The sequence below is a fragment of the Niveispirillum fermenti genome (assembly GCF_048066175.1).
GTDB classification, from domain to species: Bacteria; Pseudomonadota; Alphaproteobacteria; order Azospirillales; family Azospirillaceae; genus Niveispirillum; species Niveispirillum fermenti.
This window is the reverse complement of sequence record NZ_JBLTXA010000033.1, coordinates 1-14,868: the sequence shown is the minus strand read 5'-3', so window position 1 is coordinate 14,868 and position 14,868 is coordinate 1. Positions and strand designations below refer to the sequence as shown.

General features: G+C 60.7%; 14 protein-coding genes and 1 pseudogene. 11 read left to right on the top strand and 4 right to left on the bottom strand.

Annotated elements, in window-relative coordinates:
* Positions 1-110: 110 nt before the first annotated feature.
* Positions 111-881, bottom strand: coding sequence for an IclR family transcriptional regulator domain-containing protein (locus ACM9LZ_RS21405; RefSeq protein WP_416621562.1), 771 nt, complete (start codon positions 879-881; stop codon positions 111-113).
* Positions 882-1,264: 383 nt separating this feature from the next.
* Here ACM9LZ_RS21405 and ACM9LZ_RS21400 point away from each other — a divergent pair, with 383 nt between their 5' ends.
* A complete protein-coding gene (locus tag ACM9LZ_RS21400; RefSeq protein WP_416621561.1) occupies positions 1,265-2,332 on the top strand; it encodes a maleylacetate reductase in 1,068 nt (355 codons plus the stop codon).
* A gap of 163 nt (positions 2,333-2,495) precedes the next feature.
* Here ACM9LZ_RS21400 and ACM9LZ_RS21395 read toward each other — a convergent pair whose 3' ends face one another.
* Both ACM9LZ_RS21395 and pcaF read right to left on the bottom strand, forming a co-directional pair.
* A complete protein-coding gene (locus tag ACM9LZ_RS21395) occupies positions 2,496-3,416 on the bottom strand; it encodes a VOC family protein (protein ID WP_416621560.1) in 921 nt (306 codons plus the stop codon).
* A 136-nt stretch (positions 3,417-3,552) separates the two neighbouring features.
* Positions 3,553-4,755, bottom strand: a complete 1,203-nt coding sequence (pcaF, locus tag ACM9LZ_RS21390; RefSeq protein ID WP_416621559.1) for a 3-oxoadipyl-CoA thiolase — start codon at positions 4,753-4,755, stop codon at positions 3,553-3,555.
* A gap of 196 nt (positions 4,756-4,951) precedes the next feature.
* Here pcaF and ACM9LZ_RS21385 point away from each other — a divergent pair, with 196 nt between their 5' ends.
* Positions 4,952-6,193 (top strand): 3-hydroxyacyl-CoA dehydrogenase, encoded by a 1,242-nt coding sequence (locus ACM9LZ_RS21385; protein WP_416621590.1) that lies wholly within the window; start codon positions 4,952-4,954, stop codon positions 6,191-6,193.
* 217 nt (positions 6,194-6,410) lie between these two features.
* Complete coding sequence (locus ACM9LZ_RS21380) at positions 6,411-6,695, top strand: hypothetical protein (RefSeq protein ID WP_416621558.1); 285 nt, start codon at positions 6,411-6,413, stop codon at positions 6,693-6,695.
* Between the two features lie 428 nt (positions 6,696-7,123).
* Here ACM9LZ_RS21380 and ACM9LZ_RS21375 read toward each other — a convergent pair whose 3' ends face one another.
* Positions 7,124-8,440, bottom strand: a complete 1,317-nt coding sequence (locus tag ACM9LZ_RS21375) for an acyl-CoA dehydrogenase family protein (protein WP_416621557.1) — start codon at positions 8,438-8,440, stop codon at positions 7,124-7,126.
* A gap of 371 nt (positions 8,441-8,811) precedes the next feature.
* Between ACM9LZ_RS21375 and ACM9LZ_RS21370 the strand changes: the two genes are divergently transcribed.
* The 8 genes and pseudogenes from ACM9LZ_RS21370 to ACM9LZ_RS21335 form a co-directional block, all read left to right on the top strand.
* The gene (locus ACM9LZ_RS21370) at positions 8,812-9,666 is read left to right on the top strand and encodes a fumarylacetoacetate hydrolase family protein (RefSeq protein ID WP_416621556.1); all 855 of its coding nucleotides are present in this window, start codon (positions 8,812-8,814) and stop codon (positions 9,664-9,666) included.
* Positions 9,667-9,671: 5 nt separating this feature from the next.
* A complete protein-coding gene (locus tag ACM9LZ_RS21365; protein WP_416621555.1) occupies positions 9,672-10,607 on the top strand; it encodes an SDR family NAD(P)-dependent oxidoreductase in 936 nt (311 codons plus the stop codon).
* Positions 10,608-10,645: 38 nt separating this feature from the next.
* Complete coding sequence (locus ACM9LZ_RS21360; RefSeq protein ID WP_416621554.1) at positions 10,646-11,023, top strand: nuclear transport factor 2 family protein; 378 nt, start codon at positions 10,646-10,648, stop codon at positions 11,021-11,023.
* 33 nt (positions 11,024-11,056) lie between these two features.
* Entirely contained in the window at positions 11,057-11,770 is a 714-nt protein-coding gene (locus tag ACM9LZ_RS21355; RefSeq protein WP_416621553.1) for an SDR family NAD(P)-dependent oxidoreductase, read from the top strand.
* A gap of 65 nt (positions 11,771-11,835) precedes the next feature.
* On the top strand, positions 11,836-12,384 hold the full coding sequence (locus tag ACM9LZ_RS21350; protein WP_416621552.1) for a VOC family protein: 549 nt from the start codon (positions 11,836-11,838) through the stop codon (positions 12,382-12,384).
* A 78-nt stretch (positions 12,385-12,462) separates the two neighbouring features.
* Positions 12,463-13,716, top strand: a complete 1,254-nt coding sequence (locus tag ACM9LZ_RS21345; protein WP_416621551.1) for an MFS transporter — start codon at positions 12,463-12,465, stop codon at positions 13,714-13,716.
* 94 nt (positions 13,717-13,810) lie between these two features.
* A pseudogene (locus tag ACM9LZ_RS21340) lies at positions 13,811-14,207 on the top strand (IS3 family transposase); the annotation flags it as partial.
* Between the two features lie 273 nt (positions 14,208-14,480).
* The coding region (locus ACM9LZ_RS21335; RefSeq protein WP_416621550.1) for a helix-turn-helix domain-containing protein at positions 14,481-14,868 on the top strand (388 nt) is incomplete at its 3' end.

Below are 14,868 nucleotides of genomic sequence, written 5' to 3'. Positions count from 1 at the left end.
GCCCTTAGCTCGACTGACCAGCACCCGGTCCCCAACTTTCAGTTCCGACCACGATCCAGGGCATCGCCGATGCGTTGCCCTGGATTTCTTTTTACGGCCTTTGCGATGGCCTAATTGAGCATCGTCTCGGCCGCCAGTTGCCGTTCCACGGCGCGGCGTGCCTCATCCAGCGGCGCATGGAATTTCTTCACCGCTTCATCGAAGCTCATCGCGGACGCGATCCAGCTGATATCCATGCAGGCCAGCACCCGTCCCAGGAAGCGGATGGGAACGGCGATGCTGGAGGTTTCGGCATTCACATCCTGCTGCCGGGAACCGAAGCCGTCGGCCCGGGTCTTTGCAATCATCCATTCGATCTGCTGCATCGAATTGAAATACTCATACCCACCCGTGCAGCGTGAGAAGAAGTTCTTGAGGATGGCGTCCCGTTCCCCTTTGGGACAGAAACTGATATAGGCGCGCCCTAAAGAGCCGCAGAGAACGGGGTGTCGACTTCCAACAATACCCGATTCGATGGAGTAGGGACTGATCGGATGGGTCGATTCCTTGACGACCATCACACCATTTTCATGGATGGCCAGATCCGTCGGCCATTGCACCTTTTTCTGCAACTCATAGAGGTAGGGCGTGGCCACGCACAATACCCGGCTACGCTCGGTAAGCCCGCTGGCCAAAGTCTGCGCGGACCAGTCCAAAGCGTATTTGTTGTCCTTCTCGGAGTAACGAACAACGCCGCACGCCGTCAGCGTTTCAAGGATACGATAAGTGGACGGCCGCGACAGCCCTAATTGTGACGCTATGTGTGCACCCGTTGCTTTGCCGGACCGGTTCAAGAACTCGAGCAGGTCAATTCCGCGCGAAATAGTGCGTACATTATCCATAAGATCGTCCTCCCCCAGGAACCACAGGATTCTAGCCTGCTTCTGTTTCAGGATAATCCTGTCATGGCCAGAAAAGCGAGAGCTCCGTGAGCGATTCCGAAGCGCGCTTCCTAATTTCCAGACCGGAAATCCACGATACAGTAAACTCAAGATTGCCATGCGGCGATTGTCCTTCCCGCCGAGGAACCCGTCTGAACGAAGGTATCAGGGTTCACTTCGCCTGAAGGCGGTCCAAACTGTCCGCCATATCGTGCCGCGACGACGCAGGGCGGACACATGATACACCACCCTTGCTCCGTGAGACATGACAATCGCCAATCATCACAGGCTGGCGCCGGCCATCGGCCGGTCAGCAGGTGGCAACAGCATCATGGAGCAGCGCGGTGACGCCCTTCGTCTATACTGCTAACCCCGTCCGGGTTCAATTCGGGTCGGACCTGCTCAAAACCGCCGTGGCGGAGGAAGTGACCAGGATCGGCGCGAAAAGGCCGATGATTCTTACGACGCCGGAGCAGGAAAGCGACGGCCGGAAGCTGGCGGAATATCTGACAGCGTTCGAGTGCAGCATCTTCCACGGTGCGCGCATGCACACCCCGGTGGATACCACGCTCCGCGCGATGGAAGACGTGGCAAGGCGGCAGACCGACTGCCTGATCGCTCTGGGGGGGGGCTCCACCATCGGGCTGGCCAAGGCCATCGCCCTGCGGACCGACCTGCACCAGATTGCCATTCCCACGACCTATGCCGGTTCGGAGGCCACACCGATTCTCGGGGAGACCGAAAATGGCGTGAAGACAACACAGTCTTCACCCCGGATTCAGCCGGAGGTCATCATCTATGATGTCGACCTGACGCTCAGCCTGCCCCCTGCCCTGTCGGCCACCTCCGGCATCAATGCCATCGCCCACGCCGTGGAAGGGCTGTATTCCAAGCAGGCCAATCCCATCATCTCGCTGATCGCCGAGGAAGGCATCCGCGCCCTGGCCAGCGGCCTGCCGCAGCTCATCAACGATCCTGCCAATAAGGAAGCACGGTCGAACGCGCTGTACGGCGCCTGGCTGTGCGGCACGACGTTGGGTGCGGTCGGCATGGCCATTCATCACAAGCTCTGTCATGCGCTGGGCGGTGCATTCGATCTGCCCCATTCCCAGACCCACACGATCATTCTACCCCACGCCCTGGCCTATAACGCCCCGTACGTGAGCGATGCGCTGATGCGGATCGGGCGCGCGATGGGCACGGACAATGCACCGCTGGCCCTGTACGAACTGGCGCGATCACTGGGGGCGCCGACCGCCCTGAAGGACCTGGGCATGCCCCGGCACGGCATTGATCGTATCGTGGAGCTGACCTTCAGGAACCAGTACTGGAATCCGGCCCCGCTGGAAGAAACTCGCCTCCGCGGCCTGCTCCTGCGCGCCTGGGAGGGCCAGCCCCCGGTTATCGACTGACGCGGTGCGGGCCATGGCCCGCTGACGATAGCGTCCCGCGACATGATGGGGAAGCGCCGGCCATCGGAGAGGTAATGGCCTAATCAGGCGGCCGATGCCGGCCGCCTGATGGCGGGATTGTCGGGCCACGCGCGCGGACCTCCTACACCACAGAGTTTACCGCCTAGTCCCGGCTTGGGCGCTCAGCGCCCCACTGGACGCCCATGACGTCGGAGAGGGGGACGAGTTTGGGGGAGATGGCGGCGGTCAGCTGGTCGCCGTCGGTCCAGTGCTCATGCTCGCGGCCATAAGGGTCGAGCCAGTAATCGAAGATCTGACTGCCGAAAATATGGCGGCCGACACCCCAGTGGGGCCTGTAGCCGCATTGCCCCAGATGTTCGCGCCCGGCCATCAGGTCATCGAGCCCGGCAACCTCAAAGGCGACATGGCGCAACCGCGGCGTGGGGGACTCAATCAGCACGACGGTGTGATGGTCCGTGGGCGTTTCGCCACGATTGAGACGCATGAAGGCGCCCAGCGGTTTGCCCGGTGCCGTTTCAAACTCCTCCGATGTCAGAAGACCGAAACGATCCTTGTACCAGCCCTCCGACCGGCGGAAATCGGTAACCGCCATGCCCAGATGGCCAAGGCGCAACACATGGCTAGGGCCTTTTTCCGTCCGGCGGAAACTGTCGACGCGCCGGCGCAACCCGTTCTCGTTCCAATCGACGGGGCATTCCGAGGTCCCGTCACTCCTGAAACTCTGGCCTGCGACAGCGTCGATTTCAAAACCGTCGGGATCGGTCATCCGCACGTAGCTGCCCCCGCCCGGCAGGCCCAACGACTGAACTCGCCGGCCCTCTCTGGCGGCCAGGGCTTCAAGCGCCTCTGTGCTTTCAACCCACAGGCCGAAACCGAGGAATTTTGCTTCCCCCTGTTCCACGATATAGCAAAAGGGCGCCTCGTTGGCTGACGCGAAGAGCTGCACGTCCCCGTGCAACCCCAGATCGACAAGACCAAAATCCGTAAGGAAACGGGCCTGCACGGCCAGATCTGGCGCTGCCAGCCGTACATAGGCGATATCAAGGGGACGCGCGACACTCATGGGTAACCTCCAACAGCCAGACTGTGACCGGTTCAGATGGCTGCATCTGAACCGTCGATCACATGGGCCGACTTAAAGACGCCCGGTAGCTTTCAGGGCGCGTTTCACGCACCGGCCTGACACGCGATATTGTCCGTCAGGCCCGTTCCAGGACCATGGCAATACCCTGGCCCACGCCGATGCACATGGTTGCCAGGGCGTATTTCCCGCCGGTCAGCACCAGTTCTTCGGTTGAGGTCAGGGCGAGACGCGCGCCCGACATGCCCAGCGGGTGGCCCAGCGCGATGGCCCCGCCATTCGGGTTCACCCGCGGGTCCTCATCCGCGATGCCCAACTGCCGCAGCACGGCCAGCGCCTGGCTGGCGAAAGCCTCGTTCAGTTCGATCACGTCAAGCGCGCCGACCGTCAGACCCGTTCTGGCGAGCAGCTTGCGCGTCGCGTCCACGGGGCCGATCCCCATGACAGCCGGCCGCACACCGGCGCTGGCAGCACCCACCACACGGGCGCGCGGCGTCAATCCATACCGGCGGATGGCCGCCTCTGACGCAACGATCAGGGCGGCGGCCCCGTCATTGACGCCGCTGGCATTGCCGGCGGTGACCGTCCCGTCCGCACAGACGACGGGTTTCACCTTGGCCAGGGCTTCGGCGGAGGTTGCGCGGGGATGCTCGTCTTGATCGACGATGATAGGGTCGCCTTTGCGCTGGGGGATGCTGACCCCGACAATTTCCCGGCCCAGCCGTCCGTTCGCCTGTGCGGCGGCGGCCTTGGTCTGACTGCGCGCGGCAAAGGCATCCTGGTCCTGGCGCGAGACCGCGAATTCTCGCGCCACATTCTCAGCGGTTTCCGGCATGGAATCGACGCCATAGGCGGCCTTCATGGCCGGGTTCACAAAACGCCAGCCGATCGTCGTGTCATAGATGGCGGCGTTGCGGGAGAAGGCGCTCTCGGCCTTTGGCAAAACGAAGGGCGCGCGGCTCATGCTCTCCACCCCGCCCGCAATCATCAGATCGGCCTCACCGGACCGGATGGCGCGCGCGGCGATGGCGACGGCGTCCAGCCCGGAACCGCAAAGGCGGTTTACGGTGGTGCCGCTGATGCCGATCGGCAGGCCGGCCAGCAGGCTGGCCATGCGCGCGACATTGCGGTTGTCCTCGCCGGCCTGATTGGCGCAGCCGAAGATCACATCGTCAACGGCTTCCCAGTCGACACTCCCGTTTCTCCGGGCAAGTGTCTTCAGCACGGTGGCGGCCAGATCATCGGGGCGGATCGAGGCCAGGCTACCGCCAAACCGGCCGATCGGTGTCCTTATTGCGTCACAGATAAAGGCTTCAGCCATCGGATCGTCGCTCTTGTCCAATTGCCCGGAAATATCTTCCTCGGGGACCGGACCCGGAGGCTAATGCCAGCGTGGTTCGATGGCAGAGGCAGAATTCAACCTGTCCGGCATGTGACCTGCCCTGTTCTGGACGGTGTGCCACGGACTGGCCATAGTGGTTTCCGCTTTCCCCGACAAAACGAGCCGATTGTTGAACATGAACCGGTCCAACGAGGTCGAGGCATATATTGCCCGCGCAGAAGCAGATGCCGTCACAATCCCCGGGCTGGAGAAGGTCCAGGCCCGCCCCATTGCTTCCACCGGCGTGATCGGTGGGGGAACCATGGGAAGGGGGATTGCAACCGCCCTGCTGTGCGCTGATTTCCCGGTCACACTGGTCGAGCGTGATCCGGCGGCCCTTAAGCGCGCCGTAGATGAAATCACGAGCATCATCGAAAGAAATGTGGCCACGCAGCGCATGTCCGACGAGGAGGCTGCAAGGGCGCTGAGGCATCTCGTCACCGCCAATGAAATCGACGCTCTCGGACGCGCCGACCTGGTGATCGAGGCTGCCTATGAGACGATGGCGGTCAAGCGGGACATTTTCTCTCGCCTGGACCGGACTACGAAGGAAGGGACCATTCTCGCCAGCAACACCTCTTATCTCGACGTGCTGCAGATCGCATCAAGCACATCGCGGCCACAGGATGTGTTAGGCATGCATTTCTTCTCGCCGGCGCACATCATGAAGTTGCTTGAGGTCGTGCGGACAGGCATCACAGCACCCGACGCGCTGGCAACCGCCATCAACGTGGGTTTGCGGATCGGCAAGAAGCCGGTCGTGGCCGGCAACGCATATGGCTTTATCGGCAACCGCATGCTCGCCATCCGCCGACGCGAAGCCGAGGCGATCATTCTTAAAGGGGTCACGCCGGATCGTGTCGATCGGGTGGTCGAAAACTTCGGATTCCGCATGGGGCCTTTCCGGATGGGAGACCTTGCCGGGTTGGATCTTGGCTGGACACGGGAGACCTCGACGGGGTCAACCGTGCGTGAGCGCCTGTGCGAGGCAGGGCGGCGGGGCCAGAAAACCGGCGCCGGGTTCTACGATTATGATGAGCAGCGCAAACCGGTGGTCTCACAGGAGGCGATAGACATCATCGCCGGCTTTGCCGCTGACAAGGGCATTGCGCCGCGCGAATGGTCTGACGAGGCCATCCTGGACCGGATGTTGCTCCCCATGATCGACGAGGCGGCCAAGATCCTGGCGGAAGGGATCGCAGCGCGGGAGTCCGATATCGATGTGGTCTGGCTTTACGGCTATAACTGGCCACGCCATACGGGCGGACCCATGCATTATGCACGCACATTGGGCCTTGATACGGTCTGCACCCGGCTTCGGGCCATAGACCGCAACCCTTCCGATGCACTGCGGAAGTTAGTGGACGCCGCCTCATGACCGCCGATGACCCATCGGGGCACGCTCATGGACGTCTCGGCATGGGTTCCCGGCATCCGACACCTTCCGAAACGTGATGGATCAATATCCTGGGGGCGTCGCCGCTACGATACACGGCAGGAGCGCAGGCCTCCGGCCTTTGCACAAGGTGCCATCCATGCGCCTGCATGCTTGAGGTTTCTTGATTTCCCCCCTCTTGAACGGAGAGAAATTCAAAATGTTCGTTTCTAAGGCAGAATATCGAGTGAAAGCGGAGTTCGCGCAGAGAAACCTGGAGAACATAAAGGTATTCTTGCCACTGGCGAAGCAACGCCTTCGGCCTGGATCGTCGTACTCGGTATCGGTGAGCGAGGACGGCCGGTCATTCCTGCACCTGTTCATCCATCAAGCCAGGGAGGATGTGGATATACTCGGTGAAATTCCGGCGTTCCTTCATTTCCTGGAGGAAGTGATGGATGGATGCGAAGCTCCGCCCAGCATGGTCTCCTTTAAGGAAATCTGATCTCGGCCGCATAAAGCCGACACGGGCGGCAAGCCGATATCTCCGTTGGCGGGGCTATCGTGCATAACGGTGCGTAGGTCTCGTATTGAAGTCAGTTGCGGCACACTGGTACGACGGTAGCGGAGTGCCGCAACTCTTTACAACTAGAGGGGTGCTGGACAGTCCCTTAGCTCTTGGTTTGTCGTGTGATCGGTTCGAATGACCCCGTTTGAACCGATCACACTCCGAACGTCGCCATCATCGCCGGATGCTCACGGGCTTTACATGCCGATCAGCAGGATATTCCTTCGCCAAGGTAGGGGGGCTTCGCTGCCGTCGGCAACAGGGGACCAAGCCCGATCATTACGGCCTGAAAGTTCAAAGTATTTGCGATTCAAGGGCTTCTTGCGGAAGCCCTTGAATCGCGCAACGAACCCAATGCGAACCTGTTACGCTCTCTTCCCGCCAACCGCTTCAAGCTGAGGAACTGGGAGGCCGAGATACCCCTGTGCAAAGCCGATTGCCGCCGTGTGGTACTGGGCAATCGGATGGGTCCGGTAGGTAGCCATGTCGCGGAAATAACGATTCAACCGCCCCCCTTTCATGGCGCTGGAAGAACCGCCAGCGTAGAACGAAATTTCCACCGCCTTGGTCGCCAGACGCGCGGCATTCGTGCACATGGCGCCGGCGGCAAAATCCGCCTCGGCGGTCAGGGGAATGCCGTTCTCCCAGTCGTTGAGCATCTTCTGATACTGACGAGCATATTCCATGATGCAGGCATCAGCAGCCTTGGCATACATCAGCGCATCGCCGAACGGCTGCTGATAGTCAGCCGAATGCATGCGATAATTGAACGGCGGATTGATAGTCCGCTTGTTGCGAAGGACGTGCTCGAACTCGTCAAGCGCAGCCCAGGCGCACCCGACCATCACGCTCGCGATCGTGGATGTGAAGTAGGACGTCGTCAGGCCAAGGTAGAGGGGATTGCCGTGAAGGCGGGTGCCATAGGTACCCTCCGGCGATTCACCGGCACGCTGGAAAGTGTGGAATGGTGAGCACATGTGGTCGGGCACGAACACATCGTCAACGATGAACGTGTGCGAACCCGAGGCGTTAAGGCCCAAGCTGTTACCCTTGCCCCAGCTGTCCCAGAGCACCGTGATGTCCTCAATCGGAATCAAGGGCACGAGGAAAGTCGGCGGTCCCTCGGCGCTGTCTTCGGCAATGCGTGTGGTGACAAGCCGTGCGGTCGGCATGACGTGGGTGGCATAAGACATGCCGGAACCCCAGTCCCACGCCCCTTTACAGATATATCCGCCGTCCACCTTACGGATCGTGCCGCCGGTCGGCGCACGCAACGGGGCAAGAGCAAGCCCGCCATTGCGGGTGAAAATCTCATCCTGCGCTTCTTGCGAATAGTGGCCGGCAATCATCGGGACATGACCTGTCGCGAAAGTGTAGCACCAGCCTGAGCCGGGGTCGCTACGCGACATTTCAATCGATGCCCGCAGGAACGTAGCCACGTCAAATTCGTGGCCGTTGTAACGCTTGGGATTGAGCGCGAAGTAGCCGCCGAAATCGAGCAGGGCTTCGTGCACTTCCTTGACGTAGCCGCCATTGGCGTCAGCAGCTTCCTGCTGCGCACGGATCATGGGGCGCAAGGCGATGATCTTGTCGATGAACGCTTCCGGCGAAAGGCCTGCGCCGGGATTATGCACCCGCGGCGCTGCGCTTGGTTGCTGGTCTGCTTTTGTTGCCGTCGCCACGAACAAGTCTCCTGTAGATTTTGGATATGTCCAGCGCGAACCAGGAAGATTCCCGCCTTTCGGTAGGGGTATCTAGGTCCGCAATCCCGGCAGATGTCATCGTGACGTCCCTTGATGTTCGCTAAGTGAACGCGAACGAGCCGGTCCGGCTATGCGGATGGCTGTGAATTAGACGGTACCGGGTACGCAATAACGGATGAATCTCGCGGAGTTATTCGAGCTGGGTCACTGCGCGGACACTCCGAACAGCGCCCCCCATAAGCCGCCTAGTTCGGGCTATTAATCACTTATGACATTGCTCTGCGCAGAAGGATGCCGCGCCGGATCGGCTGCTGCTCTCTTGCCGGAGCGTAACAAGGTGTGGAAACAGAATGAAACTGCTGAGCTTCAAGATCGCTGGCGAAGAAACCTACGGTGCCGTCGTCGGTAGCGGGGTGGTAGACCTCAAGCGTGCAACAGGGAACAAATACCCGGATCTCAAGGCGGTTTTGGCAGCCGGTGCGCTGCCCGAAATGGAAAAGGCAATTGCTGGCAAGACGGCGGATTACGGCCTTGGTGAGATCGAGTATCTCCCCGTTATCCCGAACCCCGACAAGATATTCTGCATCGGCATCAATTACGGCACCCATATGATGGAGACAAGCAAGGTCGTGCCGGAGGCCCCAATCGTCTTTGCCCGTTTCGCCAACTCCCAGGTCGGCCATCTCCAGCCCTTCCTGGCTCCGCCGGAATCCACCAGGGTCGATTGGGAGGGCGAGATTGCCGTCATCATCGGCAAGACTGGCCGCCGTATCAGCGAGGACCGGGCCTGGGAGTATATCGCAGGCTACGCCCCCTACAACGATGGCTCCATGCGAGAGCATCAGAAGAAGGACGGCCAGTGGACGCCCGGCAAGAATTTTGTCGGCAGCGGCCCCTTCGGCCCCTGGATGGCCACGCGCGGCGAGATCGCGGACAATGCCAAGCTGAACCTAGTGACGCGCCTGAATGGCATGGAGGTCCAGCGCGCGACCAGCCATGACATGATCTATTCCATCCCCAAGCTGATCGCCTATTGCTCGATGTTCAGCCAGTTGGAGCCGGGTGACGTGATCGTCACAGGCACTCCCGGCGGCGTGGGGTCGAAGCGCAACCCGCCGCTGTTCATGAAGGATGGCGACACGATCGAGGTGGAGATCGAGGAAATCGGGGTGCTCCGGAACCCCGTCAAGGCAGAGGTGGCGTAAGCGCCATGAACGATTCAGCGATCCGGTTTGACGGGCAGGTCATCATTGTCACCGGCGCCGGGAGCAATCCCGGCCTCGGTCGATCCTATGCCCATTGTCTGGCCGCGCGTGGCGCCAGTGTGGTCGTCAACGATCTGGGCGTCGGACCGGACGGCCGCAGCGTCACCGCCTCCCGCGCGGAAGCCGTCGCTGCGGAAATTCGCGCGGCCGGGGGCATCGCCGTGGCCGATACCAACACCGTCGCCACCCGCGAAGGTGCCCTGGCGGTCGTACAGACCGCCCTGGATGCTTTTGGCCGTGTAGACGGGCTGGTCAACAATGCCGGCGTGCTCGAATATACGTTGTTCGAAAAACTGACAACGACAGACATCGAAAAGATGGTTTCCTCCCACGTGATGGGAACCATCTGGATGTGCCGCGCCGTCTGGCCACATATGGCCGCGGCTGGCAAGGGCCGGATCGTCAACACTGTTTCCGGCTCTGTGATCGGTGCCAAATACTCCACGGTGTACGGCGCGTCGAAAGCGGCGATCTTCGGGTTCACCCGCAATCTTGCCATAGAGGCCGACGCGCTTGGGATCAAGGTGAACTCGATACTGCCGAGTGCGGCCACCGTCGCCTGGCTGACCTTCAGCGATGACAAAACGAAGCCGGACCAGCAGGTCCTGCAGGCGCATTCGCCCGACCATGTCGCCCCGGCTCTGGCGTTTCTGGTCCATGAAGCCGTTCCGTTCAACGGCCGATGCCTCGGCATGAACGGCACCAATGTCTACGAAGTCGGGCTCTGGCGAAGCAAGGGCGTGACGGGAGGCGATTGGACACCCGAAAAGATCCGCGAACGTCTGGGGGAGATCTCCAACCGGGCCAATGTGGACATTCTGGGCGATCCCTTCGACGGCCAAGCGGGCTACACGCTGCAGCCACGAGACTATCCAGAGTAACTCACCGTTACTTACACATGATTGCAGAAAGGAAAATCATGTCTCAGCACGATATCGAGGCCAACAAGGCTCTCGTTCGCAAGTTCTTCCAGACCGTGTTCATCGAACACAAGGTCGATGAAGGCCTTGAGCTGCTCTCGGACACTTATATCCAGCACAACCAGATGGTCCCGCCGGGCAAGGAAGCCATGCGCACCGCCTTCAAGAGGGGCCTGGACAACGTCTCCACCGAGATCAAGCAGATGATCGCCGAAGGTGACCGCGTTGTTGTCTTCCATCATTTCAAGTTCGATCCCAAAAGCCTCGGGGCTACGATCATCGATATTTTCCGCATCGAGAACGGCAAACTGGCCGAGCATTGGGACGTGATGTCGCCGATCCCGGAAAATCCGCCGTTCCCGAAGCCCTTGTTCTGATACGCCGGCCACATTTCAGGGAGAACCTTATAAATGGCTAAAACCATCGCCATTATGGGTGCGGGTGGGACCATGGGTCTCGCCATTGCGACCAAGTTTGGCAAGGAAGGCTTCAATGTCGGCCTTGTTGCCCGCAGTCAGGAAAATCTCGATAAGCTGAAGGCCCAGTTGGCCGAAGCCGGCGTGACGTCGGTGGTGACGGCAACGGCCGACATCACCGATGAGGCGCAGTCCAAGTCTGCCCTGGGTGTCATCAAGGCTGCGTTTGGCTCCATCGACGTTGTCGAATACAGCCCCGCCTACGGGCCGCAGAACTATCGCGGTGCGCTGGACGTTACCTATGAGAACACCAAGCCAGCGTTCGAACTGGTCGTGGGCGGCGCCATCAAGACGGCAAATCTGGTCGTGCCCGACATGATCGCCGCTGGTAACGGCGCCCTGCTGTTCATCGCCGGTGGCTCCGCCCTGGCGCCGATCCCGCCCCTGTCGAATGTAGGCATCGCCCATTCCGGCCTGCGCAACTACGTGACCAACCTTCACGGCGCCCTGAAGCCGAAGGGTGTCTATGTCGGCGCCATCTATGTCGCGGGCATGATCAAGCGCGGCACCGAGGTCGATCCCGACCAGATCGCCGAGAAGTTGTTCAACATGTACCAGTCGCGCGACAAGGTCGAGGAGACTGTGCGTCCCTTGATGCCGCCGCCGGGCGCTCCCGGTGGTCCGGGCGGCCCGCCGCCGGGCCGTTGAACTGAGTATTGACATGCTGGGCAGGGGCCTCCGGCCCTTGCCCAGCAATATCGAGGGCCCGGAAGATGGCAGTTCAGTTCAAACACCTCGGCATTCACGTCTATGATCTGGACGGAATGGTGCGTTTCTACAAGGACATGTTTGGACTTGTCGTATCTGACTACTCGGTGGAGGATAATCTTCAGATTGTCTTCATGACCGGCAGCCCGGATGATCACCACCAGATCGTGCTGATCGGCGGCCGCGAACCGGGGGTCGTTTCGAAACACCTTCTGAACCAGATTTCCTATAAGGCCGACAGCCTCGACCAGATCGTCGAGATCTATCGCAAGGCCAAGGCGCTGAGTCTGGAGGATATCGAGACCGTGACTCACGGGAATTCCTGGTCATGTTATTTCCGCGATCCGGAAGGAAACCGCCAGGAAGTCTATTGTGATACGCCCTGGTACATTACCCAGCCGCACCTGACCTTCCTGAATTTCGACAAGCCTGTCGACGAGATTCGCGCCGATACCGAGGCGCTGGTGCGGGCCGACCCGTCGTTCCGCCTGCGGACCGAATGGCAGGCCGAAATAAAGACCAAGCTGACAGCAGCTTTCGCTGCTCAAAAATAAAAACCAAACAACCCAATACTGCACACTGCATACTGAATGCTCGGTCTGCAGACGATGCAGCTTCTGTGGAGTTTAGGGATGCAGGATCGCAATTGGGGCGTTCTTATCGTTTATGGCGTGCTGATGAGCACGGCCATGTCGCTGCCCATCTTCGGCGGCAGTGTTGTCAACACCGCAATGGCAAAAAGCCTGCATTGGAGCTCCGCTGATCTCGGCCTGTTGATTGTCGTCAACATGATCGCGACAGCCTTGCTCATGCCGTTGGCGGCCAAGCTGACCGAGATCATCGGGATCAAGAAGACGATGGTGTTCGGCTTCGCGGCCATGACGGTCGGGTCGGCGAGCCTGCTCCATTTTGTGACCAGCCCTGCGGGGGCCTTGATTGCCTTCAGTGTGATGATGGGGATTACCTGCGCGTTCAGCGGCGTCATCCCTTGCCAGACCTCGGTCGCGGCATGGTTCCCCAATCGACGCACGCTGGCCATTTCCCTTCTCTATGCGATCGTTGGCCTGCTGGCGTTCGGGTATATCGGGCTCATTTCACAGGGAATTGAGCGGACGGGTGATTGGCGTTTCGGCTGGTGGGTCTTCCTGGTCATGGGCGCGCTGGACATCGTCCTGACTGCGATTTTCGTGCGCGACCCGCCCCGCAGGCAGGATGTCGATAAGCCCATGTTCCCCGGCGAAATGGATGTTGAAAGCGGCAGCAAGGTCGTCTATCCGGGCAAGACGCTGAAGCAGGCACTCGCCATGCCCCTGTTCTGGGTTGTCACACTGGTCATGGTCGCAACAACCGCCGGTTCGGTTTTCCTCGCGGCCCATGCGCAGGTGCATCTGCAAAGCAAGGGATTCTCGGTTTTCGAATCCGCCTCCTCCATGTCGCTGATGCAGATCGGCATGGTAGTCGGGAACCTCGGCTTCGGCTTCATCGCGCCCAGGATCACCCTGCGCCGCGCGGTGGCACTGGGGCTCTGTATTTTTGCCCTGGGCTTCGTGGTTCTCGCCAACGTGTCGGGCCACGCCACCCTCGTTGCATTCGCGATTGCGGCGGGCATTGGTTTCGGTGCTGGGCAGGTCGGCGCAATGGCTGTAATCAGCCACTACTGGGATCACGCCGTGTTTCCCATGCTGACCGCCATTGCCCTGCTGGTCCAGACGGTCGGCAGCGCAATCGCGCCGGTCGCGGCCGGTGTCTATTACGACATGAACGGCAGCTACCTGCCTTCCATCTATGTGATGGGAGTACTGAATGTCGTCGCTGCGGTTACTTTCTATCTCGCCGGCTATGAGCGAGGCCAGTCGAGTCCGTCCCCGGCCGTCACGGGAGGATAAATTAGGCGGTAAAGGGGTCACGCCATTGAGAGCTGGTCCCCCGTGACCGGACAGTTTGCTAAGCTTGGTTCGGCCTTATTGAAGGACGACCGACATGGCGGGACAGAGGAAGCGATATTCAGCGAAGGTGGCACTTGAGGCGATCCGGGGCGAGTTGACGATGGCGCAGCTTGTGTCGAAGCACGGTGTTCACCAGACAATGATCAACGCTTGGCGCAAACAAGCTATCGACGGTATGGCCGCGTCGTTTTCCGGCAAAGCCGAGGCCAGTCCAGTCGTTGATGCCGCCGAGATCGACCGGCTGCACGCCAAGATCGGGCAGTTGGTGGTGGAGCGGGATCCCGGATCGGGTCCGGGACAAGCTTTTTGCGCAAGGCCTCCGGTCGATGAGCGCCGGTCGGAGGCGTGAGATGGTGGATCGATCCCATCCCGGCTTGTCGGTTGTCCGGCAATGCGCACTGCTGTCGATCAGCCGGTCGCATTATTATGGGGTCCGGACACGAAAGTGATCATATTGTCCGCTTCGCGCGAACGGATCGGGAACTACGCGACCAGCATTGATGTTGGTCGCCTGAGCGGTCGGAGCCCTTCCTTTGGCAGAGGGTCAACGCCCCACACATAGTCGCCTGTCAGGCCGATATGCTCCCATCCCAGGGGTGCGACATGTCGGATGTGATCTTGCGGGACATCCATGCCGGAAGCGGCTAGTGCACTGATGCTGACAAAGGATTCACAAAGGGTCGTCGATGTGAAAATCTGGGTTTATGTCCCAGACAGTGAGCGTCATCATCAGCCCTGAGGATCGTGCGCGGTTGAGCGCGATCATCGGGGATCGCAACCGGCCCCTGAAGCATGTTCAGCGGGCTCGGATCGTGTTGTTATCGGGCGAGCGGCTTCCGGTTCAGGAGGTTGCCCGGCAGACTGGGCTCAGCCGCCCGTCGGTCTGGCGCTGGCAATGCCGGTTTGCGGAGAAGGGCGTGGATGTCCTGCTGCGCGAACCCAGCCGCAAGCCGGGCCGCGCGCCGGTCTCGGCAGCGGAGGTCCAGCGGATCGTGGCGCTGACCTGTACGGAACCACCGGGGGCGGTCACGCACTGGACGGGCCGGGCCATGGCCAAGGCAGTGGGCCTCAGCCTGCGGACGATCCAGCGGA

Excerpts from the sequence above, each read along its gene's own strand:
- ACM9LZ_RS21405 (WP_416621562.1), bottom strand. The coding sequence starts at position 881 with ATGGATAATGTACGCACTATTTCGCGCGGAATTGACCTGCTCGAGTTC.
- ACM9LZ_RS21395 (WP_416621560.1), bottom strand. The coding sequence starts at position 3,416 with ATGAGTGTCGCGCGTCCCCTTGATATCGCCTATGTACGGCTGGCAGCG.
- pcaF (WP_416621559.1), bottom strand. The coding sequence starts at position 4,755 with ATGGCTGAAGCCTTTATCTGTGACGCAATAAGGACACCGATCGGCCGG.
- ACM9LZ_RS21385 (WP_416621590.1), top strand. The coding sequence starts at position 4,952 with ATGAACCGGTCCAACGAGGTCGAGGCATATATTGCCCGCGCAGAAGCA.
- ACM9LZ_RS21380 (WP_416621558.1), top strand. The coding sequence starts at position 6,411 with ATGTTCGTTTCTAAGGCAGAATATCGAGTGAAAGCGGAGTTCGCGCAG.
- ACM9LZ_RS21370 (WP_416621556.1), top strand. The coding sequence starts at position 8,812 with ATGAAACTGCTGAGCTTCAAGATCGCTGGCGAAGAAACCTACGGTGCC.
- ACM9LZ_RS21365 (WP_416621555.1), top strand. The coding sequence starts at position 9,672 with ATGAACGATTCAGCGATCCGGTTTGACGGGCAGGTCATCATTGTCACC.
- ACM9LZ_RS21360 (WP_416621554.1), top strand. The coding sequence starts at position 10,646 with ATGTCTCAGCACGATATCGAGGCCAACAAGGCTCTCGTTCGCAAGTTC.
- ACM9LZ_RS21355 (WP_416621553.1), top strand. The coding sequence starts at position 11,057 with ATGGCTAAAACCATCGCCATTATGGGTGCGGGTGGGACCATGGGTCTC.
- ACM9LZ_RS21350 (WP_416621552.1), top strand. The coding sequence starts at position 11,836 with ATGGCAGTTCAGTTCAAACACCTCGGCATTCACGTCTATGATCTGGAC.
- ACM9LZ_RS21345 (WP_416621551.1), top strand. The coding sequence starts at position 12,463 with ATGCAGGATCGCAATTGGGGCGTTCTTATCGTTTATGGCGTGCTGATG.